Annotated in this window: 25 protein-coding genes and 1 tRNA gene; 15 read left to right on the top strand and 11 right to left on the bottom strand. The window is 67.9% G+C overall.

The window, feature by feature from the left end; all coding sequences use genetic code 11:
* Nucleotides 1-41: 41 nt before the first annotated feature.
* Genes purD through rng form a run of 7 tightly spaced genes read left to right on the top strand, consistent with a single transcriptional unit; the run spans nucleotide 42 to nucleotide 6,225 of the window.
* On the top strand, nucleotides 42-1,340 hold the full coding sequence (gene purD, locus AC1RL8_RS03255) for a phosphoribosylamine--glycine ligase (RefSeq protein WP_062470106.1): 1,299 nt from the start codon (nucleotides 42-44) through the stop codon (nucleotides 1,338-1,340).
* On the top strand, nucleotides 1,340-2,260 hold the full coding sequence (gene hemF / locus AC1RL8_RS03250) for an oxygen-dependent coproporphyrinogen oxidase (protein ID WP_492687416.1): 921 nt from the start codon (nucleotides 1,340-1,342) through the stop codon (nucleotides 2,258-2,260). Before purD ends, hemF begins: the two co-directional genes overlap by 1 nt.
* Nucleotides 2,257-2,889, top strand: a complete 633-nt coding sequence (gene nadD, locus AC1RL8_RS03245; protein WP_062470111.1) for a nicotinate (nicotinamide) nucleotide adenylyltransferase — start codon at nucleotides 2,257-2,259, stop codon at nucleotides 2,887-2,889. Before hemF ends, nadD begins: the two co-directional genes overlap by 4 nt.
* The gene (gene rsfS, locus AC1RL8_RS03240; protein WP_062470113.1) at nucleotides 2,889-3,584 is read left to right on the top strand and encodes a ribosome silencing factor; all 696 of its coding nucleotides are present in this window, start codon (nucleotides 2,889-2,891) and stop codon (nucleotides 3,582-3,584) included. The genes nadD and rsfS overlap by 1 nt, the downstream gene beginning before the upstream one ends.
* Nucleotides 3,581-4,048, top strand: coding sequence for a 23S rRNA (pseudouridine(1915)-N(3))-methyltransferase RlmH (gene rlmH, locus AC1RL8_RS03235; protein WP_159276828.1), 468 nt, complete (start codon nucleotides 3,581-3,583; stop codon nucleotides 4,046-4,048). The genes rsfS and rlmH overlap by 4 nt, the downstream gene beginning before the upstream one ends.
* Nucleotides 4,049-4,088: 40 nt before the next feature.
* Nucleotides 4,089-4,691, top strand: coding sequence for a Maf family protein (locus AC1RL8_RS03230; RefSeq protein WP_492687415.1), 603 nt, complete (start codon nucleotides 4,089-4,091; stop codon nucleotides 4,689-4,691).
* Between the two features lie 7 nt (nucleotides 4,692-4,698).
* Nucleotides 4,699-6,225: a ribonuclease G gene (gene rng, locus AC1RL8_RS03225; protein WP_062470121.1), complete on the top strand. Its 1,527-nt coding sequence runs from the start codon at nucleotides 4,699-4,701 to the stop codon at nucleotides 6,223-6,225.
* A gap of 33 nt (nucleotides 6,226-6,258) precedes the next feature.
* Here the strand turns inward: rng and AC1RL8_RS03220 are convergent, their stop codons facing one another.
* The 3 genes from AC1RL8_RS03220 to AC1RL8_RS03210 form a co-directional block, all read right to left on the bottom strand.
* Nucleotides 6,259-7,590, bottom strand: a complete 1,332-nt coding sequence (locus AC1RL8_RS03220) for an MFS transporter (protein WP_492687414.1) — start codon at nucleotides 7,588-7,590, stop codon at nucleotides 6,259-6,261.
* Nucleotides 7,591-7,711: 121 nt separating this feature from the next.
* Entirely contained in the window at nucleotides 7,712-8,644 is a 933-nt protein-coding gene (gene kce, locus AC1RL8_RS03215; RefSeq protein WP_492687413.1) for a 3,5-dioxohexanoate:acetyl-CoA acetone transferase, read from the bottom strand.
* A gap of 47 nt (nucleotides 8,645-8,691) precedes the next feature.
* A complete protein-coding gene (locus tag AC1RL8_RS03210) occupies nucleotides 8,692-9,474 on the bottom strand; it encodes an SDR family oxidoreductase (protein WP_095948650.1) in 783 nt (260 codons plus the stop codon).
* A 99-nt stretch (nucleotides 9,475-9,573) separates the two neighbouring features.
* On the opposite strand from AC1RL8_RS03210, the gene AC1RL8_RS03205 reads away from it, so the two are divergent.
* The gene (locus AC1RL8_RS03205) at nucleotides 9,574-10,335 is read left to right on the top strand and encodes a GntR family transcriptional regulator (protein ID WP_341892454.1); all 762 of its coding nucleotides are present in this window, start codon (nucleotides 9,574-9,576) and stop codon (nucleotides 10,333-10,335) included.
* Between the two features lie 3 nt (nucleotides 10,336-10,338).
* Here AC1RL8_RS03205 and msbA read toward each other — a convergent pair whose 3' ends face one another.
* On the bottom strand, nucleotides 10,339-12,123 hold the full coding sequence (gene msbA / locus AC1RL8_RS03200) for a lipid A export permease/ATP-binding protein MsbA (RefSeq protein WP_307588499.1): 1,785 nt from the start codon (nucleotides 12,121-12,123) through the stop codon (nucleotides 10,339-10,341).
* A 163-nt stretch (nucleotides 12,124-12,286) separates the two neighbouring features.
* Here msbA and tolB point away from each other — a divergent pair, with 163 nt between their 5' ends.
* From tolB to AC1RL8_RS03175, 5 genes are all read left to right on the top strand, one after another.
* A complete protein-coding gene (gene tolB / locus AC1RL8_RS03195; protein WP_095745431.1) occupies nucleotides 12,287-13,603 on the top strand; it encodes a Tol-Pal system beta propeller repeat protein TolB in 1,317 nt (438 codons plus the stop codon).
* Between the two features lie 36 nt (nucleotides 13,604-13,639).
* A complete protein-coding gene (gene pal / locus AC1RL8_RS03190; protein WP_062470142.1) occupies nucleotides 13,640-14,158 on the top strand; it encodes a peptidoglycan-associated lipoprotein Pal in 519 nt (172 codons plus the stop codon).
* Nucleotides 14,158-14,910, top strand: a complete 753-nt coding sequence (gene ybgF / locus AC1RL8_RS03185) for a tol-pal system protein YbgF (RefSeq protein ID WP_062470144.1) — start codon at nucleotides 14,158-14,160, stop codon at nucleotides 14,908-14,910. Before pal ends, ybgF begins: the two co-directional genes overlap by 1 nt.
* An 80-nt stretch (nucleotides 14,911-14,990) precedes the next feature.
* Entirely contained in the window at nucleotides 14,991-15,809 is an 819-nt protein-coding gene (locus AC1RL8_RS03180; RefSeq protein WP_235926844.1) for a tRNA threonylcarbamoyladenosine dehydratase, read from the top strand.
* Nucleotides 15,810-15,860: 51 nt separating this feature from the next.
* A tRNA-Lys gene (locus tag AC1RL8_RS03175) sits at nucleotides 15,861-15,936 on the top strand.
* 79 nt (nucleotides 15,937-16,015) lie between these two features.
* On the opposite strand, the gene AC1RL8_RS03170 is transcribed toward AC1RL8_RS03175, so the two are convergent.
* Nucleotides 16,016-16,873, bottom strand: coding sequence for a type 1 glutamine amidotransferase domain-containing protein (locus AC1RL8_RS03170; RefSeq protein ID WP_492687412.1), 858 nt, complete (start codon nucleotides 16,871-16,873; stop codon nucleotides 16,016-16,018).
* Nucleotides 16,874-16,888: 15 nt separating this feature from the next.
* Nucleotides 16,889-17,596, bottom strand: coding sequence for a type 1 glutamine amidotransferase domain-containing protein (locus tag AC1RL8_RS03165; protein ID WP_492687411.1), 708 nt, complete (start codon nucleotides 17,594-17,596; stop codon nucleotides 16,889-16,891).
* Between the two features lie 121 nt (nucleotides 17,597-17,717).
* Here AC1RL8_RS03165 and AC1RL8_RS03160 point away from each other — a divergent pair, with 121 nt between their 5' ends.
* Nucleotides 17,718-18,620, top strand: a complete 903-nt coding sequence (locus AC1RL8_RS03160) for a LysR family transcriptional regulator (RefSeq protein ID WP_492687410.1) — start codon at nucleotides 17,718-17,720, stop codon at nucleotides 18,618-18,620.
* Between the two features lie 15 nt (nucleotides 18,621-18,635).
* On the opposite strand, the gene AC1RL8_RS03155 is transcribed toward AC1RL8_RS03160, so the two are convergent.
* The 3 genes from AC1RL8_RS03155 to AC1RL8_RS03145 form a co-directional block, all read right to left on the bottom strand.
* The gene (locus AC1RL8_RS03155; protein ID WP_070060800.1) at nucleotides 18,636-19,694 is read right to left on the bottom strand and encodes an asparaginase; all 1,059 of its coding nucleotides are present in this window, start codon (nucleotides 19,692-19,694) and stop codon (nucleotides 18,636-18,638) included.
* A 103-nt stretch (nucleotides 19,695-19,797) separates the two neighbouring features.
* Nucleotides 19,798-20,031 (bottom strand): hypothetical protein, encoded by a 234-nt coding sequence (locus AC1RL8_RS03150; protein WP_070060799.1) that lies wholly within the window; start codon nucleotides 20,029-20,031, stop codon nucleotides 19,798-19,800.
* A 540-nt stretch (nucleotides 20,032-20,571) separates the two neighbouring features.
* A complete protein-coding gene (locus AC1RL8_RS03145; RefSeq protein ID WP_083259139.1) occupies nucleotides 20,572-21,297 on the bottom strand; it encodes a helix-turn-helix domain-containing protein in 726 nt (241 codons plus the stop codon).
* A gap of 70 nt (nucleotides 21,298-21,367) precedes the next feature.
* Here AC1RL8_RS03145 and AC1RL8_RS03140 point away from each other — a divergent pair, with 70 nt between their 5' ends.
* The gene (locus AC1RL8_RS03140; RefSeq protein WP_062470169.1) at nucleotides 21,368-21,598 is read left to right on the top strand and encodes a helix-turn-helix domain-containing protein; all 231 of its coding nucleotides are present in this window, start codon (nucleotides 21,368-21,370) and stop codon (nucleotides 21,596-21,598) included.
* A 40-nt stretch (nucleotides 21,599-21,638) separates the two neighbouring features.
* Here the strand turns inward: AC1RL8_RS03140 and AC1RL8_RS03135 are convergent, their stop codons facing one another.
* Both AC1RL8_RS03135 and AC1RL8_RS03130 read right to left on the bottom strand, forming a co-directional pair.
* Complete coding sequence (locus tag AC1RL8_RS03135) at nucleotides 21,639-22,151, bottom strand: hypothetical protein (RefSeq protein WP_492687409.1); 513 nt, start codon at nucleotides 22,149-22,151, stop codon at nucleotides 21,639-21,641.
* Between the two features lie 358 nt (nucleotides 22,152-22,509).
* Complete coding sequence (locus AC1RL8_RS03130; protein WP_159276846.1) at nucleotides 22,510-24,513, bottom strand: ABC-F family ATP-binding cassette domain-containing protein; 2,004 nt, start codon at nucleotides 24,511-24,513, stop codon at nucleotides 22,510-22,512.
* Nucleotides 24,514-24,563: the final 50 nt, after the last annotated feature.

Raw genomic sequence — 24,563 nt, 5'->3', positions numbered from 1 at the left:
GAATGAATGATGGATCCACAGCGACAAACGAAAGCCCGCGAATGAAGGTACTGGTGATTGGAGGAGGGGGCCGCGAGCACGCACTGGCGTGGCGGCTGGCGCAGGGCAACCGGGTCAGCCGCGTCTACGTGGCGCCCGGCAACGGCGGCACCGTGAGCGACGAACGCTACGACTGCATCGACATCACCGAACCCGCCGCGCTGCGCGAGTGGGCGATGGCCGAGAAAATCGCGCTGACCGTGGTCGGCCCCGAGGGGCCGCTGGCGGCGGGCGTGGTGGACGAGTTCCGCGCGCACGGCCTGCGCATCTTCGGCCCGACGCAGGCGGCTGCGCAGCTCGAAAGCTCCAAGGCCTTCTCGAAGGCCTTCATGAAGCGCCACAAGATCCCGACGGCCGAATACGAGGCCTTCACCGACGCCGCCGCGGCCCATGCGTACATCGACGCCAAGGGCGCACCGATCGTCGTCAAGGCCGACGGCCTGGCCGCCGGCAAGGGCGTGGTGGTTGCCATGACCGCGCAGGAAGCTCATGAGGCCGTCGACTTCATGCTGGTCGACAACAAGTTCGGCGTGTCGCACAACGAAGGCGGCGCGCGCGTCGTCATCGAAGAATTCCTGCAAGGCGAAGAAGCCAGCTTCATCGTGATGTGCGACGGCAAGAACGTCGCCGCGCTCGCCACCAGCCAGGACCACAAGCGCCTGCTCGACGGCGACGAAGGCCCGAACACCGGCGGCATGGGCGCGTACTCGCCCGCACCGGTCGTCACGGCCGAGGTGCATGCGCGCGCCATGCGCGAGATCATCCTGCCGACCATCCGCGGCATGGAAAAGGACGGCATTCCGTTCACCGGCTTCCTCTATGCCGGTCTCATGATCGACGCGGCCGGCCAGCCCAAGACGCTCGAATTCAACTGCCGCATGGGCGACCCCGAGACGCAGCCGATCATGATGCGCCTGAAGTCCGACCTGTTCGAGGTGTTCTGGCACGCCACCGACGGCACGCTCGACCAGGTCGAGCTGCAGTGGGACCGGCGCGTGGCGCTGGGCGTGGTGATGGCCGCGCACGGCTACCCGCTGTCGCCGCGCAAGGGCGACCGCATCAGCGGCATCCCGGCCGAGGCGCCCGATGCCGTGGTGTTCCACGCGGGCACCACGCTCGAGAACGGTGAGCTCAAGACCAGCGGCGGCCGCGTGCTCTGCGTGACCGTGCTGGCCGACAGCGTCAAGCAGGCGCAGCAGCGCGCCTACGAGGTCGCGGCGCGCGTGCAGTTCGACGGTGCGCAGTACCGCAAGGACATCGGCTACCGCGCCGTCAACGCGCGCAACACGCCCCACGCCTGATGCCAGCCACCCAGCCGAAGGCGGTCGGCGACTACCTGCGCGGACTGCAGCAATCGATCATCTCGGCGGTCGAGGCGGCGGACGGCGGCAGCGCGGTGCGCGATGCCTGGCAGAAAGAACCCGGCGAGCCGCTGCAGGGCAGCGGCCTGACCTGCATCCTCGAAGGCGGCGCGCTGTTCGAGCGCGCCGGTGTCGGCTTCTCGCAGGTGCGCGGCGCCAAGCTGCCGCCCTCGGCCACGCAGAACCGCCCCGAGCTCTCGGGCGCACCGTTCGAGGCCATGGGCGTGTCGCTGGTGTTCCATCCGCGCAATCCTTACGTGCCGATCGTCCACATGAACGTGCGCATGCTGGCTGCGCAGCCCGCGGGCCGCGGTGATCCCGTGTGCTGGTTCGGCGGCGGCATGGACCTCACGCCGTGCTACGGCTTTGAAGAAGACGCGGTGCACTTCCACACCGTGTGCCGCGACGCGCTCGCACCGTTCGGCGTCGACAAGTACCCGCGCTTCAAGACCTGGTGCGACGAGTATTTTTTCCTCAAGCACCGCAACGAGCAGCGCGGCATCGGTGGCATCTTCTTCGACGACTTCGCCGAGGGCGGCATCGAGAACGGCTTTGCGCTGATCCGCTCGGTCGGCGATGCCTTCCTGCAGGCCTACCTGCCGATCGTCGAGCGCCGCCGCAGCATGCCGTACGGCGAGCGCGAACGCGAGTTCCAGCTGTACCGGCGCGGGCGCTATGTCGAGTTCAACCTCGTGTGGGACCGTGGCACGCACTTCGGCCTGCAGTCGGGCGGGCGTACCGAATCGATCCTGCTGTCGATGCCGCCGCTCGCGAGCTGGGCCTACCGGCAACAGCCCGCAGCGGGCAGCCCCGAAGCCGCGCTGTACAGCGACTTCATCGTGCGCCGGGACTGGGTGTGAGCCCCACCGGTTCCGCTTTGCGCATCGGCGTCTTCGGCGGGGCCTTCGACCCGCCGCACAACGCGCACGTCGCCCTGGCCGAAGCTGCATTGGCGCAGCTCGATCTGACGGAGTTGCACGTCATTCCCACGGGGCAGGCCTGGCACAAGAGCCGCACGCTCACGCCGAAGGAAGACCGCCTCGCGATGGCGCAACTGGCCTTCGGCAACTTGCAAGGCAAGGTCGTCATCGACAGCCGCGAGGTGTTGCGCGACGGCCCGACCTACACGCTCGACACGCTGCATGAATTGCAGAAAGAGCAGCCCGGCGCACAGCTCGTGCTGGTGATGGGCGCGGACCAGGCGGCGGCCTTGCCGACCTGGCACGGCTGGCAGGATATACTCGGCATTGCTATCGTTTCTGTAGCGTATCGCGCACTATCGACGGGTGACGTCACTCGTTTTGATCCGAAACAGCTGCCCGGCCTCCCGGCTGGCGCGCGTTTCGAGGCGCTTGAACTGCCTGCCGCCATGGACACCAGCGCCACCGATATCCGGCGGCGTGTGGCGTCGGGTGTGGACATTTCCTCGCTGGTTCCGCCCACGGTTGCACGCTATATTGACCAACACCACCTCTACCGCTCTGCCTGATGACCACTGAAGCCGCCGCCAAAAAAGACATCCAAAAACTCCAGCGAGCCATCATCGATGGTCTCGAAGACGTCAAGGCGCAGGACATCCAGGTATTCGACACGGAGCACCTCTCGCCGCTGTTCGAGCGCGTGATCGTGGCGTCGGGCACCTCCAACCGCCAGACCAAGGCGCTCGCTTCGAGCGTGCGCGACGCCGTGCGTGAAGCCGGCTTTGCCAAGCCGCGCACCGAGGGCGAGGAAAACGGTGAGTGGATCATCGTGGACTGCGGCGCGGCCGTGGCGCACATCATGCAGCCCGCCATCCGCCAGTACTACCACCTCGAAGAGATCTGGGGCGACAAGCCGGTGCGCGCCAAGCTCGGCGCCACCAAGCCCGCGCTGGCCACCGCCTCGTCCGTCGTCAAGGGCGCCGAAGAGAAGAAGACGGCCGCCGCCAAGACGCCGAGCCTGCGCCGTTCGAGCGCCGCCAAGACCGCGATCCGCGCGGCCGAGCAGGAAGCCAAGGCCGCCAAGGCCCCGGCGAAGAAGGCCGCATCGAAGACCGCGGGCAAGACTGCCGCCAAGAAGGCGCCTGCGAAGAAGTCCGCCACGGGCACCGCGCGCGTGCCGGTGAAGGTGGTCGGCAAGCCGGCCGCCAAGAAGACCGCTGCGAAGAAGGCGCCGGCCAAGAAGGCGCCAGCCCGCCGCGCATGAAGCTGCTGGTGGTCGCCGTCGGGCAGCGCATGCCCGACTGGGCGCAGACTGCCTGGGACGACTACGCCAAGCGCTTCCCGCCCGAGCTCAAGCTCGAGTTGCGCGCCGTCAAGACCGAGCCGCGCGGTTCCAAGACACTCGAAACGCTGTATGCCGCCGAGCGCGAGCGCATCGAAGGCGCCATCGCCCGCGGCATGCGCATCGTCGTGCTCGACGAGCGCGGCACCGCGCTCACCACCAAGGCGCTGGCCACACGGCTGCAGACCTGGCAGGGCGAGGGCGACGACGTCGCGCTGGTCATCGGCGGCCCCGACGGGCTCGACCCGGCCTTCAAGGCCGCGGCGCACGAACGCATCCGCCTGTCCGACCTGACCCTGCCGCATGCCATGGCGCGCGTGCTGCTGGTCGAGCAGCTCTATCGGGCGTGGTCGGTCAACGCGGGCCATCCGTACCACCGGGAATGACCACGGGGCCGGCGGTGGGGCCCACCTCGGAGACCTGAACTTGCCTGACTTCATTTATCTCGCGTCGCAAAGCCCGCGCCGCGCCCAATTGCTCGGCCAGCTCGGCGTGCGCCACGAACTGCTGCTGGCCGGCGCCGACGAAGACGCCGAGGCGCTCGAGGTCTTGCTGCCGAACGAGTCGCCCACAGCGTACGTGCAGCGCGTCACCGCCCTCAAGCTCGATGCCGCCGTTGCGCGCCGCAAGCGCCTGGGCCTGGCCGATGCGCCCGTGCTGTGCGCCGACACCACCGTCGCGCTCGGCCGCACCATCCTTGGCAAGCCCGAGGACGCACGCGATGCCGAGCGCATGCTCGCGCACCTGTCCGGCGCCACGCACCGCGTGCTCACCGCAGTCGCACTGCAGAACGGCCGTCGCCGCCATGCGGCGCTCAGCGTGTCGCGCGTGCGCTTCGCCACGCTCACCAAGAAGCAGGTCGCGGCCTACGCCGCCAGCGGCGAGCCGCTCGGCAAGGCCGGCGCCTATGCCATCCAGGGCGCAGCGGCTGCGTTCGTGGAGCACATCAGCGGCTCCTATTCGGGCATCATGGGACTCCCCATGTTCGAGACCGCGCAGCTGCTTCGAGGCGTCGGTTTCAATACTTAAGACATCCATGCAAGACATCCTGATCAACTGGTCTCCGCAGGAGACCCGTGTGGCGCTGGTCGAGCACGGCGCGGTGCAAGAGCTGCACGTCGAGCGCACGCTCGAGCGCGGGCTGGTCGGCAACATCTACCTGGGCAAGGTCTCGCGCGTGCTGCCGGGCATGCAGTCGGCCTTCATCGACATCGGCCTGGAACGCACCGCCTTCCTGCACGTGGCCGACATCGTCTCGCCGTTCACGCCGGGCTCGCGCCCGAGCGCCGCGCCGCCCGAACGCGACCACCGCAACGGCGGGCCGATGGTGCCCATCGAGAAGCAGGTGTTCGAAGGCCAGTCGCTGCTGGTGCAGGTCATCAAGGACCCGATCGGCACCAAGGGCGCGCGGCTGTCCACGCAGATCAGCATCGCGGGCCGGCTGCTGGTGTTCCTGCCGCAGGACAACCACATCGGCGTGTCGCAGAAGATCCCGCCCGATCAGCGCGAGTCGCTGCGCAACCGCATGCTGGCGCTCATCGAAGCGGCCGCGGCCGCCGAGAGCGGCGGCGTGGTGCCGGTGAACACGGGCGGCTTCATCCTGCGCACCAACGGTGAAGACGCCGCCGACGCCGAACTGGCCGAAGACATTGCCTACCTGCGCAAGACCTGGACGCGCATCCGCGAGGCCTCAAGCCGGATGCCGGCCATGTCGCTGCTGCACCAGGACCTGAGCCTGCTGCAGCGCGTGCTGCGCGACATGACGAGCGAAGACACGCAGACCATCCGCATCGACTCGCGCGAGCAGTTCGAGGTGCTGCTGAAGTTCGGCCTCGAATTCATGCCGCAGGCGGCCGGCAAGCTGCAGCACTACAAGGGCGAGCGGCCGATCTTCGACCTGTATTCGGTGGACGAGGAAATCGCGAAGGCGCTGGGCCGGCGCGTCGACCTGAAGTCGGGCGGCTACCTCGTGGTCGACCAGACCGAGGCGCTGACCACCGTCGACGTGAACACCGGCGGCTTCGTCGGTGCGCGCAACTTCGACGACACCATCTTCAAGACCAACCTGGAGGCCGCGCAGGCCATTGCGCGGCAGCTGCGCCTGCGCAACCTGGGCGGGATCATCATCGTCGACTTCATCGACATGGCACGCGACGACCACCGCGAGCAGGTGCTGGCCGAGTTCCGCAAGCAGCTCGCGCGCGACCGCGTGAAGACCACGGCCGGCGGTTTCTCGCAGCTCGGCCTGGTCGAGATGACGCGCAAGCGCACGCGCGAATCGCTGGCCCACATGCTGTGCGAGCCCTGCGTGGCCTGCGGTGGGCAGGGCATCGTGAAGACCGCGCGCAGCGTGGCCTACGACGTGATGCGCGAGATCCTGCGCGAAGCGCGGCAGTTCACGCCGCGCGAGTTCCGCATCGTTTCTTCGCCGCAAGTTATCGAGCTGTTCCTCGATGAAGAGAGCCAGCACCTCGCGGGGTTGAGCGACTTCATCGGCAAGCCGATCTCGCTGCAGTCGGAGCCGGCGATCGGGCAGGGGCAGTACGACATCGTGCTGCTCTGATGGCAGGAGCGCGCGGCCCGTTGCAACGACGGGTCAGCGCTTCGACTCCTGGCCCTGCCGCATCCAGACGCTGGCCAGCGCGGCGGCCACCAGCATGCCGGCGATCAGCAGCAGCCCGTTCTTCGTGCTGCCCGTGCTCTGCTCGATCCAGCCCATCACCGACGGCCCGATGAAGCCGCCCACGAGGCCGCAGGTGTTGACCAACGCGAGTCCACCTGCCAGCGCCACACCGGCCAGCCGTGACGACGCGAACAGGAAGATCACGGACTGCACCACGAAGAACATCGAGCCCGTGAGGCAGAAGCCGGCCAGCGCGACGGCCGGGCTTGCGAAGGCTGCAATCAGCAAGCCCACCGCCATCGAGACCAGCCCGACCAGCAGCAGTAGCCGGCCGCGCTGCGGCGTGACCGCGAGCCGCGGCAGCGCAATGGCGCCGACAGCGGCGGCCACCCAGGGCAGCGAGTTGAGCGCGCCGATTTCCAGCGGCGAGAGCTTGCCGTAGGTGCCGATGATGCTCGGCAGGAAGAAGATCACCGTGTAGATGCTGATCTGGTGGCAGAAGTAGACAAAGATCGCCAGCCAGATCTGCCGGTCGACCAGGCAGGCGCGGAACGACTCGCCGACCTGGCCGTTGGCCACGTCCTCGGCGCGTTCGGCGGCGAGCTGGCGTTCGATGGCCTGCGCCTGCGGGCGCGTGAGCCAGCTGGCGCTGGAGGGGCCGTCGGGCAGCTTGCGCCAGACCACGAAGGCCAGCGCCACGGCGGGCAGGCCTTCGAGCACGAACATCCATTGCCAGCCGTGCCAGCCCCACAGGCCGTCCATCTGCAGCAGCGCGCCGCCGACGGGGCCGCTGAGGATGTTCGCGATGCACACGCCGAGCAGGAAATAGCCCGTGGCGCGTGCGCGGTCCTTGCGGCCGAACCAGTAGTTCAGGTACAGCATCACGCCCGGGAACAGGCCGGCTTCCGCCGCGCCGAGCAGGATGCGCATCACGTAGAACGAGGTCTCGCCCGTGACGAAGGCCATGCCGGCCGACAGCAGGCCCCAGGTGATCATGATGCGGGCGATCCACCAGCGGGCGCCCACGCGGTGCATCACGAGGTTGCTGGGCACTTCGAGCAGCGCGTAGCTCAGGAAGAACAGCCCCGCGCCCAGCCCGTAGGCGGCCGCCGAGATGCCGATGTCCACGGCCATGTGGCTCTTGGCGAGCGCGATGTTGGTGCGGTCGATGAAGCTGATCACATAGGCCAGCACCAGCAGCGGCATGAGCTTGCGGAAGATCAGCGCATTGAGCGAGGCCTGCTCGTCGACGGCCTGGCTGGCGCGCAGGCCCGGCGGCGTGGCGGGGATGGATGGGTGTTGCATGGGATGTCTCTCTCCTGTCCTGTCGTGTTCTGGCGGAAGGTCGTCGGCGGGAGCCGGCGGGCGTGCAGATGCGGCCCGGTCATGGGCCGGGCCGAGTCGGGTCAGTGGTTCTGGCGCAGGGCTAGAAGTCGACGTTCGCCGCGCCCTTGAGCCCGAGGATCTCGCGGGCTTCGGTGGGTGTCGCGATGTCGATGTTCAGGGCCTCCAGCACGGTGCGGATGCGCAGCACCTGTTCGGCGCTCGACGCGGCGAGCCGGCCCGGGCCAATCCACAGCGAGTCTTCGAGCCCGACGCGCACGTGCGCGCCCATGGCCGCGCCGATGGTGGCCAGCGGCAGCTGGTTGCGGCCGGTGCCGAGGATCGACCATTCGAAGCGGTCGCCGAACAGCCGCGCGGCGGTGCGGCGCATGTGCATCAGGTCTTCGGGATCGGCGCCGATGCCGCCCAGGATGCCGAAGACCGTCTGCACGAAGACCGGCGCCTGCACCAGCCCGCGGTCCAGGAAGTGCCGCAGGTTGTTGAGGTGGCTCACGTCGTAGCACTCGAACTCGAAGCGCGTGCCGTTGGCGTTGCCGAGCTTGAGGATGTTCTCGATGTCGGCGAAGGTGTTCTTGAAGATCAGGTTGCGGCTGTTCTCCAGGTGCTCGCGCTCCCATTCATGCTCGAAGGACTTGAAGCGCTCCAGCATCGGAAAGAGGCCGAAGTTCATCGAGCCCATGTTGAGCGACGCGAGCTCGGGCTTGAAGGTGGTGGCCGGGCGCATGCGCTCCTCGACGCTCATGTGCGGGCTGCCGCCGGTGGTGATGTTGATCACCGCATCGGTCGCGGCCTTGATCTTCGAGAGGAAGGGGCGGAACAGGTCCGGGTCCTGCGAAGGGCGGCCGTCCTTCGGGTCGCGGGCATGCAGGTGCAGGATCGCGGCGCCGGCGCGGGCGGCTTCGATCGAGGCTTGCGCAATCTCGTCGGCCGTCACGGGAAGGTGCGGCGACATGCTGGGCGTGTGGATGGCGCCCGTGGGGGCGCAGGTGATGATGGCTTTGGAGCGTTGGGCCATGAGGTATCCGGAAAGAAGAAGAGGGAAAGAGAGGGCGTGCGAGCGGATCAGCTCAGCGCCTGCGTGTGGCCGTCCACCACGAGCTCCTGGCCCGTGACGCTGGCGGCCAGGTCGCTGGCGGCGAACAGAACCATGTTCGCGATGTCTGTCGCTGTGACCATGCGGCCCAGTGCGGCCTGCGCGGTGTAGGCGCGCGTCACTTCGTCGAGCGGCTTGCCCAGCGCCTCGGCCTTGGCGGCGATGACCGCACGGATGCGTGGACCGTCGACCGCGCCCGGCAGGATCGCGTTGACGCGGATGCCGTCGGCCCCGAGCTCGAGCGCCAGCGTTTTCGTGAAGCCGATGACGGCCCACTTCGAGGCGGAGTAGGGCGAGCGCCCCGGCATGCCCAGGTGCCCGGCGGCCGAGGACAGGTTGATGATGGCCGGCAGGCGGCCCTTGCGCAGCCGCGGCACGGCCAGCCGCACGCAGAGAAACTGGCCGGTGACGTTGACGGCCATCGTGCGTTCCCAGTCGGCGAGCGAGACGGTCTCGACCGGCCCGGTGGGGCCGGCCACGCCGGCGTTGTTCACCAGCACGTCGAGGCCGCCGAGTTCGCGGTCGACGGCCTCGAAGAGGCGGGCCACGTCGTCCTCATTGGACACGTCGGCGACGCAGCGGCCCACCTCGGGCAGTTCACGCGCGAGCTGGTCGAGGCTGGCAGCCTGCACGTCGCAGACGAAGACCTTGGCGCCCGCCGCCGCGAAGCTGCGCACGATGTCCAGGCCGATGCCGTTGGCACCGGCGGTGACGAGCACGCGCCGGCCGGCGAGGGAGTTGTTGTTCCACATGCTGAAGAGATCCTTGAGGTCGATTTCGGAATGACGGGGATCGTATATCTGTGATCACAGATAAATCATAGGGAATACCCCGGTCATATACTTCGACGCATGAGCCTCACCGATCTCGTCACCCCCCTGAAGCGCCAGACGCTCAGCGCCAACGTCTACGACCAGTTGCGCGACCTCGTGATGAGCGGGCAGATGATGCCGGGCGAGCAGATTTCATTGCGCAGCGCGGCCGAGGCACTGGGCGTGAGCGTGATGCCGGTGCGTGAGGCGATGCAACGCCTGGTGGCCGAGCAGGCGCTCGAACTCACGCCCAGCCGCACCTTGCGCGTGCCCCGGATGACGGCGGCACAGTTCAAGGAAATCACCACCATCCGCACCAACCTCGAAGGCCTGGCCACGGAGCTGGCGGCCTCGGCGTCGGGCGCGGTGGCGCTGCGCGACATCACGCGCTGGCACGACGAGTTCGCGGCCGAGATGAATGCGGCGAGCCCGGACGGCTCGAAGCTCGTCACCTTCAACAAGGAGTTCCACTTCGCGGTCTACGCCGCCGCCGACATGCCGGTGTTGTTGCAGATGATCGAGGCGCTGTGGCTGCGCATCGGCCCCATCCTCAACTACGACCTGCGGGCCGGCTCGCGCCGTGTGGGGGACAAGGTGGCGATGTCGCACCATGCGGCGCTGCTGGCCGCATTGAAGCGCCGCGACGGCGCCAAGGCCCGTGCCGCGCTGCAGGGCGACATCGAAAGCGCTGCGGAATTCATCCTGTCGACGGGCGTGCTGGTGTCCGATGGCACGCTGCCGCCGCAGAACGCTGCGCCGGCGGCGAAGAAGGCGCGCGCTGCGGCGGGCACCGCGCGCTGACGGTCAGAGCGTCGGGTCCTGCCCCGGCGCCGCGCTGCGCACCGCCAGCGTCTGCAGCCGCGCATAGAGCCCGTCGCTCGCCATGAGCTGCTCGTGGCTGCCTTGCTCGGCGATGCGGCCTTGCTCCATCACGATGATGCGGTCGGCGTGCTGGATGGTCGACAGGCGGTGCGCCACGATCAGCGTGGTGCGGCCTTGCATCAGGCGCTGCAGGGCGTCCTGCACCAGCCGTTCCGATTCGGTGTCCAGCGCCGACGTGGCTTCGTCGAGCAGCAGCACGGGGGCGTTCTTGTAGAGCGCGCGGGCAATCGCCAGCCGCTGGCGCTGGCCGCCCGACAGCTGCGTGGCGTTGTGGCCCAGCACGGTGTCGATGCCCTGCGGCAGGGTCTCGACGTGCGTGCTCAGGTTGGCCGCCTCGAGGCAGGACTGCACGCGCGCGATGTCGATGTCGCCGCCCAGCGCCACGTTGGCGGCGAGCGTGTCGTTGAGCATGACCACGTCCTGGCTCACCATCGCGAACTGGGCGCGCAGGCTCTTGAGCTGCCATTCGCTGGTGTCGTGGCCGTCGAGCAGCACCTGGCCGCCGCTGGGCTGCACGAAGCGCGGCAGCAGGTTGACCAGCGTGGTCTTGCCCGAGCCCGAGGGGCCGACGAAGGCCACCACCTGGCCGGGCTCGATGACGAGGTTCACGCCGTCGAGCGCGCGCTGTTCGTCGTCGCCGCGGTAGCTGACCTGCACGTTGCGCAGCTCGATGTGGCCTTGCGCGTGCGCAATGCTGAAGGTGCCCTGCGATTCGGGCGCCACTTCGTCGATGAGGATCAGCCCACGCTCCAGCGCTGCAAGGCCGCGCGTGATCGGCCCGGCCACTTCGGCCAGGCGGCGGATCGGTGCGATCAGCATCAGCATGGCCGTGATGTAGGCGACGAAGCCGCCCACCGTGAAGCCCTGCTTGCCGCTTTGCCAGAGGGCGATCATCACCACCACCGACAGCGCCAGCGAGGCCATCATCTGCGTCAGCGGCGTGGTGGCGGCCTGGGCGATGGTGGACTTCACGGCGAGGCGGTTCAGGCGCTGGCTCAGTTGTTCGAAGCGGCGCTCCTGCGCCTGCTCCGCGCCGTGCAGCCGCACGACGCGGTGGGCCAGCACGTTTTCCTCGACCACGTAGGCCAGCTCGTCGGTGGCCTGCTGGCCTTGCTGCGTGAGCTTGTACAGGCGCTTGGAGAACACCTTCATGATCCAGGAGATGCTGGGCACCAGGAAGGCGACGATGAGCGTGAGCTTCCAGTTCAGGTAGACCAGGTAGCCCAGCAGCGCGATCAGCGTGAAGCCGTCGCGCGAGAGCCCGAGCAGCGCTTGCACCAGCAGCATGGCGCCGGTCTGCACCTCGTACACCACGGTGTTCGACAGTGCGCTGGCCGACTGCCGCGCGAACAGCGCCAGCTCGGCGCCGAGCAGTCGCTCGAACAGCACGCGGCGCAGCTTCTGCATGCCTTCGTTGGCGATGCGAGAGAGCGCGTACTGCGAAATGAACTGCGCGATGCCGCGCACCGCGAACAGCAGGAGCACGGCGGCCGGAATGAACCACAGCGGCATTTCGCCGCGCGTGAAGCCCCGGTCGAGCAGCGGCTTGAGCAGGGCGGCCATGAGCGGCTCGGTGAGCGCGGCCAGCAGGGCGCCGATCAGCCCCACGGCCCACCATTGGCGCGAACTGCCGAACCAGGTCATGAGTCGCGCCAGCCTGCGCATGAGGGGAGGGCGGGCGCTCTCGCTGCCGGGGGATGCTTGCATATGGCGGCGGATTTTACGGGGCGGCTCCGACCGCCTTTTTGAAGGGCTGTAGGACCATTTCGCCGGATAAACGTTTTGTGACGGCGGGTTCAACCCAGTGTGTAACATGTGGCCCGTGAAACGCCGGGGAGAAACTTTTTACCCGGAAACCTCTCCGAACCGCATGAACAAGCCGTTGCCAGATCTTTCCCCAACTCCTTCTTCATCGTTGATTGCACGCCGCAGCCTCATCGCGGCCCTTGCTGCCTCTCCCATGCTTCCCGCCATGGCCCAGTTCCGGGTCGAGGTGTCGGGCGTGGGATTGACGCAGTTGCCGATCGCGCTCGTGCCTTTCCGGGGGCAGGACGCCTCGCCCCAGAAGATTTCCGACATCGTCCAGGCCGACCTCGAACGCAGCGGCCAGTTCCGCGGCGTCGATGCCTCGGGCCAGGCGCTCGACGAGTCCTCGCGCCCCGACCTCGCCCTGTGGCGCCAGCGCACCGCCGACTCGCTCGTGGTGGGCAGCGTGAGCCGGCTGGGCGACGGCCGCTACGACGTGCGCTTCCGCCTGTGGGACGTCGTGAAAGACCGCGACCTCGGCGGCCAGAGCTACACCGTGCCGCAGGGCGACCTGCGCCTGGCAGCCCACCGCATCGCCGACTACGTGTATGAGAAGCTGACCGGCGAGAAGGGCATCTTCTCGACCCGCATCGCCTACGTCACCAAGGGCGGCAGCCGCTACTCGCTGTGGGTGGCCGACGCCGACGGCGAGAACGCGCAGGCCGCGCTCGCCAGCCCCGAGCCGATCATCTCGCCCTGCTGGTCGTCCAACGGCCAGCAGCTGGCGTATGTGTCCTTCGAGTCGCGCAAGCCCGTGGTCTACGTGCACAACGTGGCCAGCGGCCAGCGCCGGTTGCTCGCCAACTTCAAGGGCTCCAACAGCGCTCCGGCGTGGGCGCCCGACGGCGGCTCGCTGGCCGTCACGCTCAGCCGCGACGGCGGCTCGCAGCTGTACACCATCCCGGCCAGCGGCGGCGAACCGCGCCGCCTCACCCAAAGCTCGAGCATCGACACCGAGCCCGTGTACTCGGCCGACGGCAGCACGATCTACTTCGTGAGCGACCGCGGCGGCGCGCCCCAGATCTACAAGATGAGCGCCAGCGGCGGCAACCCGACGCGGGTCACCTTCAGCGGCACCTACAACATTTCTCCATCTGTCAGCGGCGATGGCCGGTGGTTGGCCTACATCTCGCGGGTCGGCGGTGCGTTCAAACTCCACGTGATGGAGTTGGCCAGCGGCAATGTCGCCGCGATCACCGACACCACGGCCGACGAGAGCCCGAGCTTCGCACCCAACAGCAAGCTGATCGTCTATGCCACGCACCTGCAGGGCCGCGAGGCGCTCATGACGACCACGCTGGACGGAAAGATCAAGGCCCGCCTCGCGGGTCAGGCGGGAGACATCCGTGAACCGGACTGGGGTCCGTTTCAGAAGCAATAAGCATTGACCAGATAAATTTACTTGAGGAGTTCGCAAATGTTGAAACGTACGATCTATTCGCTCGCCATCGTGGCGCTCATCGCCGGTTGCTCGTCGGGCACCAAGCTCAACGAAACGCCGGTCACCGACCGCAGCGGCACGGCCGGCGGCCAGCAAGGCGGCGCAACCGCCGTGGCCCCGGTGACCATCGACCCCAACGCAAACACGGCGCAAGGTCCGGTCGGCGTGGCACGCATCGTGTACTTCGACTACGACAGCTACACGGTCAAGCCCGAGTTCCAGTCGGTGATCGACGGCCATGCACGCTTCCTCAAGGGCGCCACGCAACGTCGCATCTCGATCGAAGGCCACACCGACGAGCGCGGCGGCCGCGAGTACAACCTGGCCCTCGGCCAGAAGCGTTCCGAAGCCGTGCGCCGTGCGCTCACGCTGCTGGGCGTGAACGACAGCCAGATCGAAGCCGTGAGCTTCGGCAAGGAAAAGCCCGCGGCCCAAGGCTCGGGTGAAGAAGTGTGGGCGCAGAACCGCCGCGCTGAAATCCGCTACACCCGGTGATGCAGCCACGTGCCCTGTGGCGAGGCGCGGCCCTCGCCGCCGCCTTGTTCTGCGCGTCGGCCGGCTCGCAGGCGGCGCTGTTCGAGGACGACGAGGCGCGCCGCGCCATCCTCGACCTGCGCCAGCGCGTCGAAGCCATGCGCCAGCAGACCGACCAGCGCCTGGCCGACGAGAACGGCCAGCTGCGCCGCAGCCTGCTCGACCTGCAAAGCCAGATCGAGCAGATGCGCGGCGAGCTGGCACGCATGACCGGCCAGAACGAGCAGCTCACGCGCACGCTGAGCGAAATGCAGTCGCGCCAGACCACGATCGACGACAAGCTCAAGCAGAACGAGCCTTCCAAGGTCTCGATCGACGGCCGCGAGTTCAACGCCGATCCGAAGGAAAAGGCCGACTTCGAAGCCGCCCTGGGCGTCTTCCGCTCGGGCCAGTTCGCCCAGGCCCAGACCGCCTTCGCCGAGTTCGTGAAGCGCTACCCGCAAAGCGGCTACAACGCGTCCGCGCTGTTCTGGCTCGGCAATGCGCAGTACGCCACGCGCAACTACAACGAAGCCATCGCCAATTTCCGCTCGATGCTCTCGCTCGCGCCCGACCACGCCAAGGCGCCCGAAGCCGTGCTGTCGATTGCGAATTGCCAGATCGAACTGAAGGACACGCGCGCCGCACGCCGCACGCTGGAAGACCTGACCAAGGCCTACCCGCAGTCGGAAGCCGCACAGGCCGGCCGCGAGCGTCTGTCGCGCCTGCGTTGATGCAATGACCGTTTCGGCGGAGTGTTCCGCTTGAGAGTGCTTCGATGATGCCTTCGGCTGAAGAAGCCTCGCCCCTCCCCATGGCCGCCGCGGATGTCCTCACCGACACCGCGGCGCCTGACTTTGCGCGCCGCTTCGGCGGCCTCGAGCGCCTGTACGGCGTGGCCGGTGCCGCGCGCATCCGTCACGCGCATGTGCTGGTCGTCGGCATCGGCGGCGTGGGCTCGTGGGCAGTGGAGGCGCTGGCACGCAGCGGGGTGGGGCGACTGACGCTCATCGACCTCGACCACGTGTCGGAGTCGAACATCAACCGCCAGATCCACGCGCTCGACTCGACCGTCGGGCAGGCCAAGGTCGAGGCCATGCGCGAGCGCATCGCGCAGATCAACCCCGACTGCCAGGTGCTCGCCATCGACGAGTTCGTCGAGCCCGACAACTGGGCGTCGCTGCTCGAGACCGCACAGGCCGCCCACGGGCCGGTGCACGCGGTCATCGATGCCTGCGACCAGGTGAAGGCCAAGCTCGCCATGGCCGCCTGGGCGCGCACCGTGTCGCGCAGCACCGCGTTCATCACCGTCGGTGCGGCGGGCGGCAAGCGGCAGGCGCACAAGGTCGACATCGACGACCTGTCGCTCGTCACCCACGACCCGCTGCTGGCCCAGCTTCGCCAGCGGCTGCGCAAACTGCACGGCGCACCGCGCGAAGGCCGCAAGATCGGCTTGGCCTGCGTGTTCAGTCGCGAGAGCGTGGCACCGCCCGATGCGTCCTGCCAGATCGATGCGGGCGACGGTTCGCTCAACTGCCACGGCTACGGATCGGTGGTCAGCGTGACCGCCACCTTCGGTCAATGTGCGGCAGGGTGGGTGCTCGACGAAATTGCGAGAAACACCACGCTATAATCCAAGGCTTTGCTGGATTCAACGTCGGCAAGAAGCAAAAAAAATGGTTCCGGGACGTTAGCTCAGTTGGTAGAGCAGCGGACTTTTAATCCGTTGGTCACTGGTTCGAATCCAGTACGTCCTACCACCGAGCCATGCGAAACATGAAAAGCCAGCTGTCAACCTGACAGCTGGCTTTTTTCTTGGGTCCGACGCGAGAAAGGCGGTCAGGACGCCGGCTGTTGCCTGAGCCGCTTGAGCAGTTCGCGCCCCACGCCGAGCGCCGACGCCGGGTTCTGCCCGGTGATGAGCTCGCGGTCCATCACCACGTTCGGCGTGAACGGCGCCTGGTTGCTGCTGTAGGCACCGCCGGCCTGCTGCAGCGCGGTCTGCGGATAGAACTTCATCGTGCCGCCCTGCAGCGCCGCCTTGGCAAGCTCCTCTTCCTGATTGCTGATCACGGTCATGCGGTAGCCGGCGTAGATCCAGTCGGGACGTTGTTCGACCGTGCCGCCCGCCGCGAGCCGGTTCGTGAAGCCCTGTGCATCGGGCAAGGTCGAGAGCAGTGCGATCGGGCCGTGGCACACGAGGGCCGTGGTCTTGTGGCGCGCATGAAAGTCCGCGAGCAGCCGGCCCAGCGCGGGGCTGGTCAGCAGGTCCTGCATGGGCGCATGGCCGCCCGGCACATAGACGGCGTCGAAGCGGGCGTAGCCGATCTGCGCCACGCGCGACAGGCTGATCACCGGCGAGTCCGTGCGCGAGGTGAGCTTCAGTTTGTCGAGCAGCGCCTTGTGCCGCTTGAGGGCGGCTTCGTCGCCATCGAAATACATCTTGTCGACCGACGACGCGTCCACGGTGGGCGCGTTGCCCTGGGGCGTGGCGAAGGTCAGTTGGTGGCCGGCGTCGAGCAGCAGCTTCACCGGCTGCATCAGCTCGTTCAGATAGAAGCCGGTGGCGAAGACTTTGCCGTCCTTCAGGTCGAGGTGGTCGGCATCCGACAGCACGACCAGCACGTTGGCAGCCTGCGCGCCGAGCGCGGCCATGCCGAGGGTCACGAGGGCGGCGAGTTTGTGGAGCGAGTTCATGGACGTTCTTTCCTTTCAGTTCTGGCGCAGCAGCAGCTCGCGCATCGCCGCGCCGACACCCGCGGCCGATTGCGGGTTCTGCCCCGTGACGAGCCGGCCGTCGACCACGACCTGCGCCGCCCAGTCGGGCGCCGGATGGTGGTGCGCGCCGCGTTGCACGAGCGTGGTGGCGAGCAGGAAGGGCACGGTCTGTGCGAGGCCGACAGCGCGTTCTTCGTCGTCGGTGAAGGCGCTGAGGTTCTTGCCCGCGACCAGGTAGGCGCCGTTGCCGAGCGTCACGTTGACCAGCGCCGCGGGGCCGTGGCACACCGCGCTCACCACGCCGCCCGCTTCATAGACCTCGCGGGTCACGCGCGCCGCGTCGGGGCTGGTCGGAAAGTCCCACATCGCGCCGTGTCCGCCGGCAAAGAAGATCGCGCTGTACCTTGACGCGTCGACGTCGCCCAGGCGCTGCGTGTGGCGCAGGGCGTCGCGAAAGCCGCTGTCGTTCCAGTAGCGCGCATTGACCGCATCGCCGAGGTCCAGGCCATCGACCGGCGGTTCGCCGCCCTGGATGGACGTGAGTTCGAAGGGGATGCCGGCAGCTTCGAGCTCGGCCAGCGGGTGGGTCAGTTCGCCGAGGTAGAAGCCCGTCGGCTCGCCGCGGGTAGCGCCCTTGGTGCCATGGCTGGTGAGCACCATGAGCACGGGGCGGATCGACGGGGCGGTGGTGGTGGAAGTCATCTGTAGCTCCTGGAAAAGGGTGAAGAGGCCGGGCCCTGCGGCCCTCGAGATCGAATGTATTGATTGCCTCTCCGGCGATAAACTGGCCGGTCAGGAAAACATTTGTTCTTCAGGAGACAAGATGAGCCGCCGATTCGATCACCTCGGAGATGTGGAAACCTTCGTCACTGTGGTCGACAAGGGCTCGATGACGGCCGGCGCCGTGGCGCTGGCGACGACGCCCTCGGTGCTCAGCCGCGCGATCACGCGCCTGGAGGCGCGGCTGGGCGTGCAGTTGCTGCGCCGCACGACGCGGCGCCTGAGCCTCACCGAGCAGGGGCGGCTGTACCTGGAGCAGTCGCGCGCGGCCTTCGCGCTCATCGACGATGCCGAGCGCACGATGCAGGGGCAGGGCGATGAGCTGACCGGCAGCGTGCGCCTGAGCGTGCCCACCACCTACGCCCATCACCGGCTGCCGGCGCTGTTGCAGCCTTTCTGCACCCGCCATCCGCAGGTGCGCGTCGAGCTGAACATCACCAACCGCAACGTCGACCTCGTGGCCGAGGGCTACGACCTCGCGATCCGCATGGGTCCGCTGCCCGACAGCGGCCTGGTCGGGCGCAAGCTCGAGGACGCGCCGATGTGCCTGCTGGCCGCGCCGGACTACATCGCGCGCGCAGGCATGCCGGCGCGCATCGGCGACCTCGCGCAGCACGCCTGCCTGCCTTTCGTGATGCCCAGCACCGGCCGCGTGGCGCCGTGGATTCTTCAGGAGGACGGGCGCGACGTGGACTGGACGCCGCACGGCAGCCTCCAGGTGTCGGACGATGTGCTGGGCGTGGTTGCGCTCGCGCTGAGCGGGCTCGGGATCTGTCAGACCTACGACTTCATCGCGCGCCCGTTGTTCGCGCAGGGCCGCGCGGTGGAGGTGCTGGCGCCGGCATGCGGGCGTTCGCGGCCGGTGTCGGTGATCTATGCGCCGCACCGGCGGCTGTCGTCCGCCTCGCGTGCCCTGATCGATGCGTTGGCCGGCGCGCCGGCCTGACGCGGTGCGCGGGGCTCAGCGGTCGAACGCGGCCTGCAGCTCGGCCTTGCTGGTGACGCCGCGGTGCAGCTGGAGCATGAGCAGCAGGCGCGCCTTCTGCGGGCTCAGGTCGCCCGCCATCACGGCGCCGGCCTCGTCGCTGGTCTTGCCGCCACCCACGAAGCCGTAGACCGGGCGCGTGCGGCCGTTGTGCACGCGCGTGGAGACGACCACCGGCACGCCTTTCGACAGCGCGTACTTGAGCGCCTCGAACATCGAGACGTTCATGTTGCCCATGCCCACCGCCTGCACCACGATGCCCTTGGCGCCCTGGTCGACGGCGTAACGCATGAGCGAGCCGTCGGCGCCGCCGAACATGGCGACGATTTCCACGCGCGGCATCTCGGCGGTGCCGATGTCGATGTGCTGGCGGCGCAGCGGCGCGCGGGTGAAGACGACCTTGTCGTCCCACACCTCGCCCAGGAAACCGAAGTCGCCCGAATTGAAGGTCTCGACGTTGGCGGTGTGCGTCTTTGTGACGTTGCGCGCCGCGTTGATCTGGTTGTTCATCGCCAGCATCACGCCCTTGCCGCGCGCTTCGGGCGTGGTGGCGATGCGGATGGCGTTGAGCAGGTTGCGCGGGCCGTCGAAGTCGGGCGACGAGGCATTGCGCTGCGCGCCGATCAGGATCACCGGCTTGTCGGACTTGACGGTCAGGTCCAGCCAGTAGGCCGTTTCTTCCATGGTGTCGGTGCCGTGCGCGATGACCACGCCGGCCACCTCGGGGCGCGCGAGCGCATCGTCGACGGCCTTGGTCAGGCGCGTCCACCATTTCGCCTCGATGTAATTGGACGACATGGCCGAGAAGTTGTTGACCTCGATGGTCGCGTACTTGCCGGCGTCGGGCACCGTCTGCATCAGGTCGTCGCCCGAGATCGCGGGCACCACGCCCTTGGTGACGGGGTCGATCTTCATCGCGATGGTGCCGCCCGTGGCGATGAACTGCACGACGGGTCGGGTCTGCGCCTGCGCCGACGTAGCCACTGCTGCCAGGCCGATCGTCGCGAGTGCCAGTGTCCTCTTCAGTGTCTTCATGGGTTTCCTTGGCGGTGTGAGGGGTGCGCGCCGATGCTACGCGACGGCTGCGCCACACCGTGGACGCCAAGGAAGATGTGCCCCATCGGGCACGCAGGCAGGGCTACGCCGGGGCGTGCCAGTCTTGCGTGGTCTGCGGCGAGAGGTTCACGGCGCCTTCGTGGCAGGGCTGAACCTCCAGGGGATCGCACGGGCTGCTGATCTGGCGCCCGTCGAACTTGATGCGGATGTGCGAATTGCTCGCGCCGGCGACGGTGCCGAGCCGGCCGCCGCAGATGACGCGGGCTCCTCTTTCGAAGCTGACGCCGTAGCGTTCGCGGATGTCCCTGAGGCTCATGTGATTCCCTTTGTTCCCTGTGCTGACAGTGAACGAATCGTCTCTTGGGCCCGCGTGGTACTGCGTAGGTCGCATTCCGTTACACCGTGTAGGAAAAAAGAGGGGTTGACGGAAGGCGGACGCCTTGGGGGCGCCAGCGCGCAGAAATGAAAAAGCCCTCGCGAGGAGGGCTTTTGTCGGAATGTGGTCGTGAACTCTTACGCGGTCCACGCTACGGCAAAGATTCGTTTGCGGAAGTCATTGTTGTTTTTCTCGTCGCTATGACTTCGACGCGCTGGTATGAGATTCAGCTTGCCTGGCCAGGCAAATGCCCGATCATTTCGGGCAACCGCGAATTATATACCAGAAAGAATCGACCCCATCAAAAGCCTCTGCCCGGCGCGCAGCGGTGCAGGCAAAAAAACAGCCCGCACGAGGGCGGGCTGGAAGGTGACTTGCTGGAGGAGGGAGGATCAGAGGTGCAAGCCACCGGGAGAAACCTCACTGTGCCCGGCGAATCTGTACGCAACCTGACCTCGCGAAAAGAGGCCCTTTGGGCCTTCAGTCTTCGTCTTCCCACTTGCCGATCACGGTGCCCAGCACGGTGAAGGGCACGCGCACCGCCTCGTGCGCGGGGTTCAGCGGCAGCAGCCAGCGGCGGCCCGCGTCTTCCTTGTAGACCTTGAAGGTGACTTCGCCGCGGATGTCGTCGTCGAGCTTGGCGACCACGCGCTCGCCGTCGTCGGGCGTGGTGTGCTGCGGGTCGACGAAGACGATCGATCCGGCCGGGTAGCTCTTCAGGTGCCCGTGCGGCGAGGTCATGCTGTCGCCGCGCACGCGCAGCGCGTAGGTGCCGGCGCTGTGGTGCGCGATGCAGGGAATCCAGCGTTCGGCCAGCGTGGGCCGGGGCGGCGATTCGGCGCCGCGCCATTCGCCGGCCTGCTCCCACGAGATCAGCGGCACGGTGCCGGGCGTCTGGGGTGCGAAGGCCGGGCCGACGGGCGCGATGCGGGTGACGCGGTAGGGGCCGGGCGGCTCGTGGGCGTTGTCGCGTGCCAGGCGGATCTGCACCTCGTCCCACGGGGCCGGGCCGTCGCCGGTGTCGAGCCAGTTGGGGTCGGCGCGGTAGGCGCGTGCCAGGGCGAGCACGCTCATCGACCGGCTGGTGTCGCCACGCTCGATCTTCGAGATGCTCGACTGCTTGACGCCCGAAGCGGCCTCGGCCTGCTTCTGCGTCATCTTGGCGAATTTGCGTGCGGCCAGGGCACGTGAAGCAATAGTCTCCATGGGGTGGAGATTCAAGCGCAGATGAATATTCGTATTGGACTCTAAAATAGGAAAAAAAGGGAGGATCGATATGAAGCCACGCGAATTGGTGCAGGCGCTGCGAGCGCTCGGATTGACGCAAAAGCAGATCCAGGAACGCACGGGCATTCCGCAGCCCACGGTCAGCAAGATCGGGCTGGGGCGGGTGAGCGACGTGATGTCGCGCCACTACGTCGCGCTGCTGGCCGCCTACGAGCAGCGCATGAAGGAAGAGGCGCTGCGGCCGGCCCCGCACTATGGGCCGCCGCCAGCCGGCGACTGAGCCGGCGACTGAGCCGGCAACTGAGCCGGAAGTGGCCGGATCAGGCCGGCTTGAGCCGTTCGGCGGGCTCGGGCGGCGTCAGGGCCAGCGTGGTGCTCACGCGCACGCAGTCCTTGATGTGCTGTTCGCCCAGCGCGCGCAACGCGGCATAGCCGAGCGCGGCCGACACCACCTGCCCGGCGATGGGGACGTACTTGGTGGCCTGCTTGGCGGTGAGGCGGATGCCGGCGTGGCGGGCGAGCTTCATGAGCAGCTCGCGCGTGACGAGCCGTCCCACGAGCAGGGCGCCGAGCGTGGTCGCGGCCTTCTGGATGCGCTCGCGCTGGTGCGGCGCGAGCTTTTCGACCTGGGTGACCGAGAGCCCGAACTCTGCGCTGATCTGCGGCACGAGGCGCGACAGCAGCGCCGCGTCGGCCATCCAGTCGACGCCGGGCAGCGGCACGGCGCTGGCGGCGGCGGCCATGAGGGCCTTGCGGCCGATCAGGCGTCGGCTGCGGTGGATGGCCGCGATGAGTCTTTCATCGCCCCGGGCGAGTTCGATCGAAGAAGGCATGCAGCGTGGCTCCTTGGCGGGTTCCCTGAGCGTGTCATGCTACCCGGCCCGCACCGGCCGGCGGGTTGCCAGCCGCGCGCGGGCAGGGGGCTTAGGGCCTGTTCACCCTATTTCTAGCGTCGCGTTGGCTGGCAAAGGGGCTGGCTGCAAGGCGCCCGTGCGCAGCAAGGCTGAAGCCTTGCAAGCGCGGGCAACGCCGCAGACGGCCCCTTTGCCAGCCAACCCGAAGGGAAGGTCTGCCACGGCGGGCCACTCGGCGTTGCGCTCCTTGCGTGTGCGCATGCACACGCGGCGTCACGCGCCTTGATTGGCCCGCCGTGGCAGACCTTCGCGACGCCAGAAATAGGGTGAACAGGCCCTACGCCGCCAGCGCTTCGAGCTGGTCGGACAGCGCCAGCCAGCGCTCTTCCAGCTGCGCGATCTCGTCGTTGAGCGCCTTCAGCCGCTTGCCGGCGTCGGCGATCTCCGCGGGCGGCAGCGGTTCGGCCAGCCGGGCTTCGAGCGTGCTGCGCTCGGTGCTGGCCGCGGCCATGCGCTCGTCGATCTTGGCGATCTCCTTCTTCAGCGGCTTGGCCTGCTCGCTGCGCTGCTGGCGCTCCTGGGCGTCCTGCTTGCGCTGCTCGGGGGTGTTGCTGCTCTTCACTGGCGCTGCCGCTGCGGCGGCCGCAGCTGCCGCCGCCACGGCGTCCGCTTCGCGCACGGCCACCTTGGCCTCTTCGCGCAGGCGCTTGGATTCGTCGAGCAGGTAGCGCTGGTAGTCGTCCAGGTCGCCGTCGAAGTCGGTGACGACGCCGCGGCCCACGAGCCAGAACTCGTCGCACACCGAGCGCAGCAGCGCACGATCGTGGCTCACCAGCATCAGCGTGCCTTCGAACTCGTTGAGCGCCACGGCCAGGGCCTCGCGGGTGGCCAGGTCCAGGTGGTTGGTGGGCTCGTCCAGCAGCAACAGGTTGGGGCGCTGCCAGACCATCATCGCGAGCACGAGGCGGGCCTTTTCGCCGCCGCTCATGGTGCCCACGGGCTGCTTGACCATGTCGCCGCTGAAGTTGAAGCTGCCCAGGAAGCCGCGCAGGGCCTGCTCGCCGGTGGCTTCCTTGGCATTGCTACCCAGCTCGCGCGCCATGCGCACCATGTGCTCCAGCGGGTTGTCCTGTGGGCGCAGCACGTCGAGTTCCTGCTGCGCGAAGTAGCCGATGTTCAGGCCCTTGCCTTCGGTGACCTGGCCGGCCAGCGCGCCCATTTCGCGCGCGATGGTCTTCACCAGCGTCGACTTGCCCTGGCCGTTGGCGCCCAGGATGCCGATGCGCTGGCCCGCCAGCACCGAGCGGCTCACGCCGCGCAGGATGGTCTTGGGCGCTTCGCCTTCAACCTCGTAGCCGAAGCTCGCGTTGTCGATCGAGAGCATCGGGTTCGGGATGTTGCCCGGCTCCTTGAACTCGAAGGTGAAGTCGGCCTCGGCCAGCAGCGGCGCCACTTTTTCCATGCGCTCCAGCGCCTTGACGCGGCTTTGCGCCTGCTTGGCCTTGCTGGCCTTGGCCTTGAAGCGGTCGATGAACTTCTGCAGGTGGGCGATCTTGTCCTGCTGCTTGCTGAAGGCCACCTGCTGCTGTTCCATCTGCAGCGCGCGCATGTCTTCGAACTTGCTGTAGTTGCCGCCGTAGCGCGTGAGCTGCGCGTTGGCGATGTGCAGGGTGACGTCGGTCACGGCGTCGAGAAACTCGCGGTCGTGGCTGATGACGATCATGGTGCCCGGGTACTTCTGCAGCCAGGCTTCGAGCCAGACGAGCGCGTCCAGGTCCAGGTGGTTGGTCGGTTCGTCGAGCAGCAGCAGGTCGCTCGGGCACATCAGCGCGCGCGCCAGCTGCAGGCGCATGCGCCAGCCGCCCGAGAAGCTGTTGACGGGCTCGTCGAGCTCGTGCGACTTGAAGCCCAGCCCGAGCACCAGCGCCTGCGCGCGCGGCACGGCGTCGTGCTCGCCGGCATCGGCCAGGTCGGTGTAGGCGTGGGCCAGCTCCATGCCGATGTCGGCGTCGTCGGGGTTCTCGGCGTAGGCGGCCTCGATGGCGGCCAGCGTGGCGCGCAGTTCGGTCAGGCGCGTGTCGCCGCCGACCACGAAGTCGGTGGCCGACTCCTCGGTCTCGGGCATGTCCTGTGCCACCTGGGCCATGCGCCACTGCTTGGGAATGTAGAAATCGCCGCCGTCTTCGTGCAGCGTGCCGTTGAACAGCGCGAACAGCGACGACTTGCCGGCGCCGTTGCGTCCCACCAGGCCGACCTTTTCGCCGGGGTTGAGATTGACGGTGGCGCCGTCCAGCAGTTTCTTGGCGCTGCGGCGAAGAATGACGTTTTTGAGAGTGATCATGAGTGAGGAACCGTAGGGGCGATTATCCCGCCCGGCCTTCGGCGACCCGG

Source organism: Variovorax sp. GW822-FHT04E09 (genome assembly GCF_058800845.1).
The sequence above is the reverse complement of the archived record's forward strand: the minus strand, read 5'-3'. Positions and strand labels throughout refer to the sequence as shown.

What these genes read in the sequence shown, in the direction of transcription:
- AC1RL8_RS03210 (WP_095948650.1), bottom strand. Translation starts at nt 9,474, where the DNA reads ATGTGGAACAACAACTCCCTCGCCGGCCGGCGCGTGCTCGTCACCGCC.
- AC1RL8_RS03150 (WP_070060799.1), bottom strand. Translation starts at nt 20,031, where the DNA reads ATGAGCCTCAGGGACATCCGCGAACGCTACGGCGTCAGCTTCGAAAGA.
- AC1RL8_RS03135 (WP_492687409.1), bottom strand. Translation starts at nt 22,151, where the DNA reads ATGCCTTCTTCGATCGAACTCGCCCGGGGCGATGAAAGACTCATCGCG.
- rlmH (WP_159276828.1), top strand. Translation starts at nt 3,581, where the DNA reads ATGAAGCTGCTGGTGGTCGCCGTCGGGCAGCGCATGCCCGACTGGGCG.
- AC1RL8_RS03160 (WP_492687410.1), top strand. Translation starts at nt 17,718, where the DNA reads ATGAGCCGCCGATTCGATCACCTCGGAGATGTGGAAACCTTCGTCACT.
- AC1RL8_RS03155 (WP_070060800.1), bottom strand. Translation starts at nt 19,694, where the DNA reads ATGAAGACACTGAAGAGGACACTGGCACTCGCGACGATCGGCCTGGCA.
- tolB (WP_095745431.1), top strand. Translation starts at nt 12,287, where the DNA reads ATGAACAAGCCGTTGCCAGATCTTTCCCCAACTCCTTCTTCATCGTTG.
- ybgF (WP_062470144.1), top strand. Translation starts at nt 14,158, where the DNA reads ATGCAGCCACGTGCCCTGTGGCGAGGCGCGGCCCTCGCCGCCGCCTTG.
- kce (WP_492687413.1), bottom strand. Translation starts at nt 8,644, where the DNA reads ATGGCCCAACGCTCCAAAGCCATCATCACCTGCGCCCCCACGGGCGCC.
- purD (WP_062470106.1), top strand. Translation starts at nt 42, where the DNA reads ATGAAGGTACTGGTGATTGGAGGAGGGGGCCGCGAGCACGCACTGGCG.
- AC1RL8_RS03130 (WP_159276846.1), bottom strand. Translation starts at nt 24,513, where the DNA reads ATGATCACTCTCAAAAACGTCATTCTTCGCCGCAGCGCCAAGAAACTG.
- AC1RL8_RS03205 (WP_341892454.1), top strand. Translation starts at nt 9,574, where the DNA reads ATGAGCCTCACCGATCTCGTCACCCCCCTGAAGCGCCAGACGCTCAGC.
- AC1RL8_RS03145 (WP_083259139.1), bottom strand. Translation starts at nt 21,297, where the DNA reads ATGGAGACTATTGCTTCACGTGCCCTGGCCGCACGCAAATTCGCCAAG.
- msbA (WP_307588499.1), bottom strand. Translation starts at nt 12,123, where the DNA reads ATGCAAGCATCCCCCGGCAGCGAGAGCGCCCGCCCTCCCCTCATGCGC.
- hemF (WP_492687416.1), top strand. Translation starts at nt 1,340, where the DNA reads ATGCCAGCCACCCAGCCGAAGGCGGTCGGCGACTACCTGCGCGGACTG.
- rng (WP_062470121.1), top strand. Translation starts at nt 4,699, where the DNA reads ATGCAAGACATCCTGATCAACTGGTCTCCGCAGGAGACCCGTGTGGCG.
- AC1RL8_RS03140 (WP_062470169.1), top strand. Translation starts at nt 21,368, where the DNA reads ATGAAGCCACGCGAATTGGTGCAGGCGCTGCGAGCGCTCGGATTGACG.
- AC1RL8_RS03165 (WP_492687411.1), bottom strand. Translation starts at nt 17,596, where the DNA reads ATGACTTCCACCACCACCGCCCCGTCGATCCGCCCCGTGCTCATGGTG.
- rsfS (WP_062470113.1), top strand. Translation starts at nt 2,889, where the DNA reads ATGACCACTGAAGCCGCCGCCAAAAAAGACATCCAAAAACTCCAGCGA.
- AC1RL8_RS03180 (WP_235926844.1), top strand. Translation starts at nt 14,991, where the DNA reads ATGGCCGCCGCGGATGTCCTCACCGACACCGCGGCGCCTGACTTTGCG.
- AC1RL8_RS03220 (WP_492687414.1), bottom strand. Translation starts at nt 7,590, where the DNA reads ATGCAACACCCATCCATCCCCGCCACGCCGCCGGGCCTGCGCGCCAGC.
- pal (WP_062470142.1), top strand. Translation starts at nt 13,640, where the DNA reads ATGTTGAAACGTACGATCTATTCGCTCGCCATCGTGGCGCTCATCGCC.
- AC1RL8_RS03170 (WP_492687412.1), bottom strand. Translation starts at nt 16,873, where the DNA reads ATGAACTCGCTCCACAAACTCGCCGCCCTCGTGACCCTCGGCATGGCC.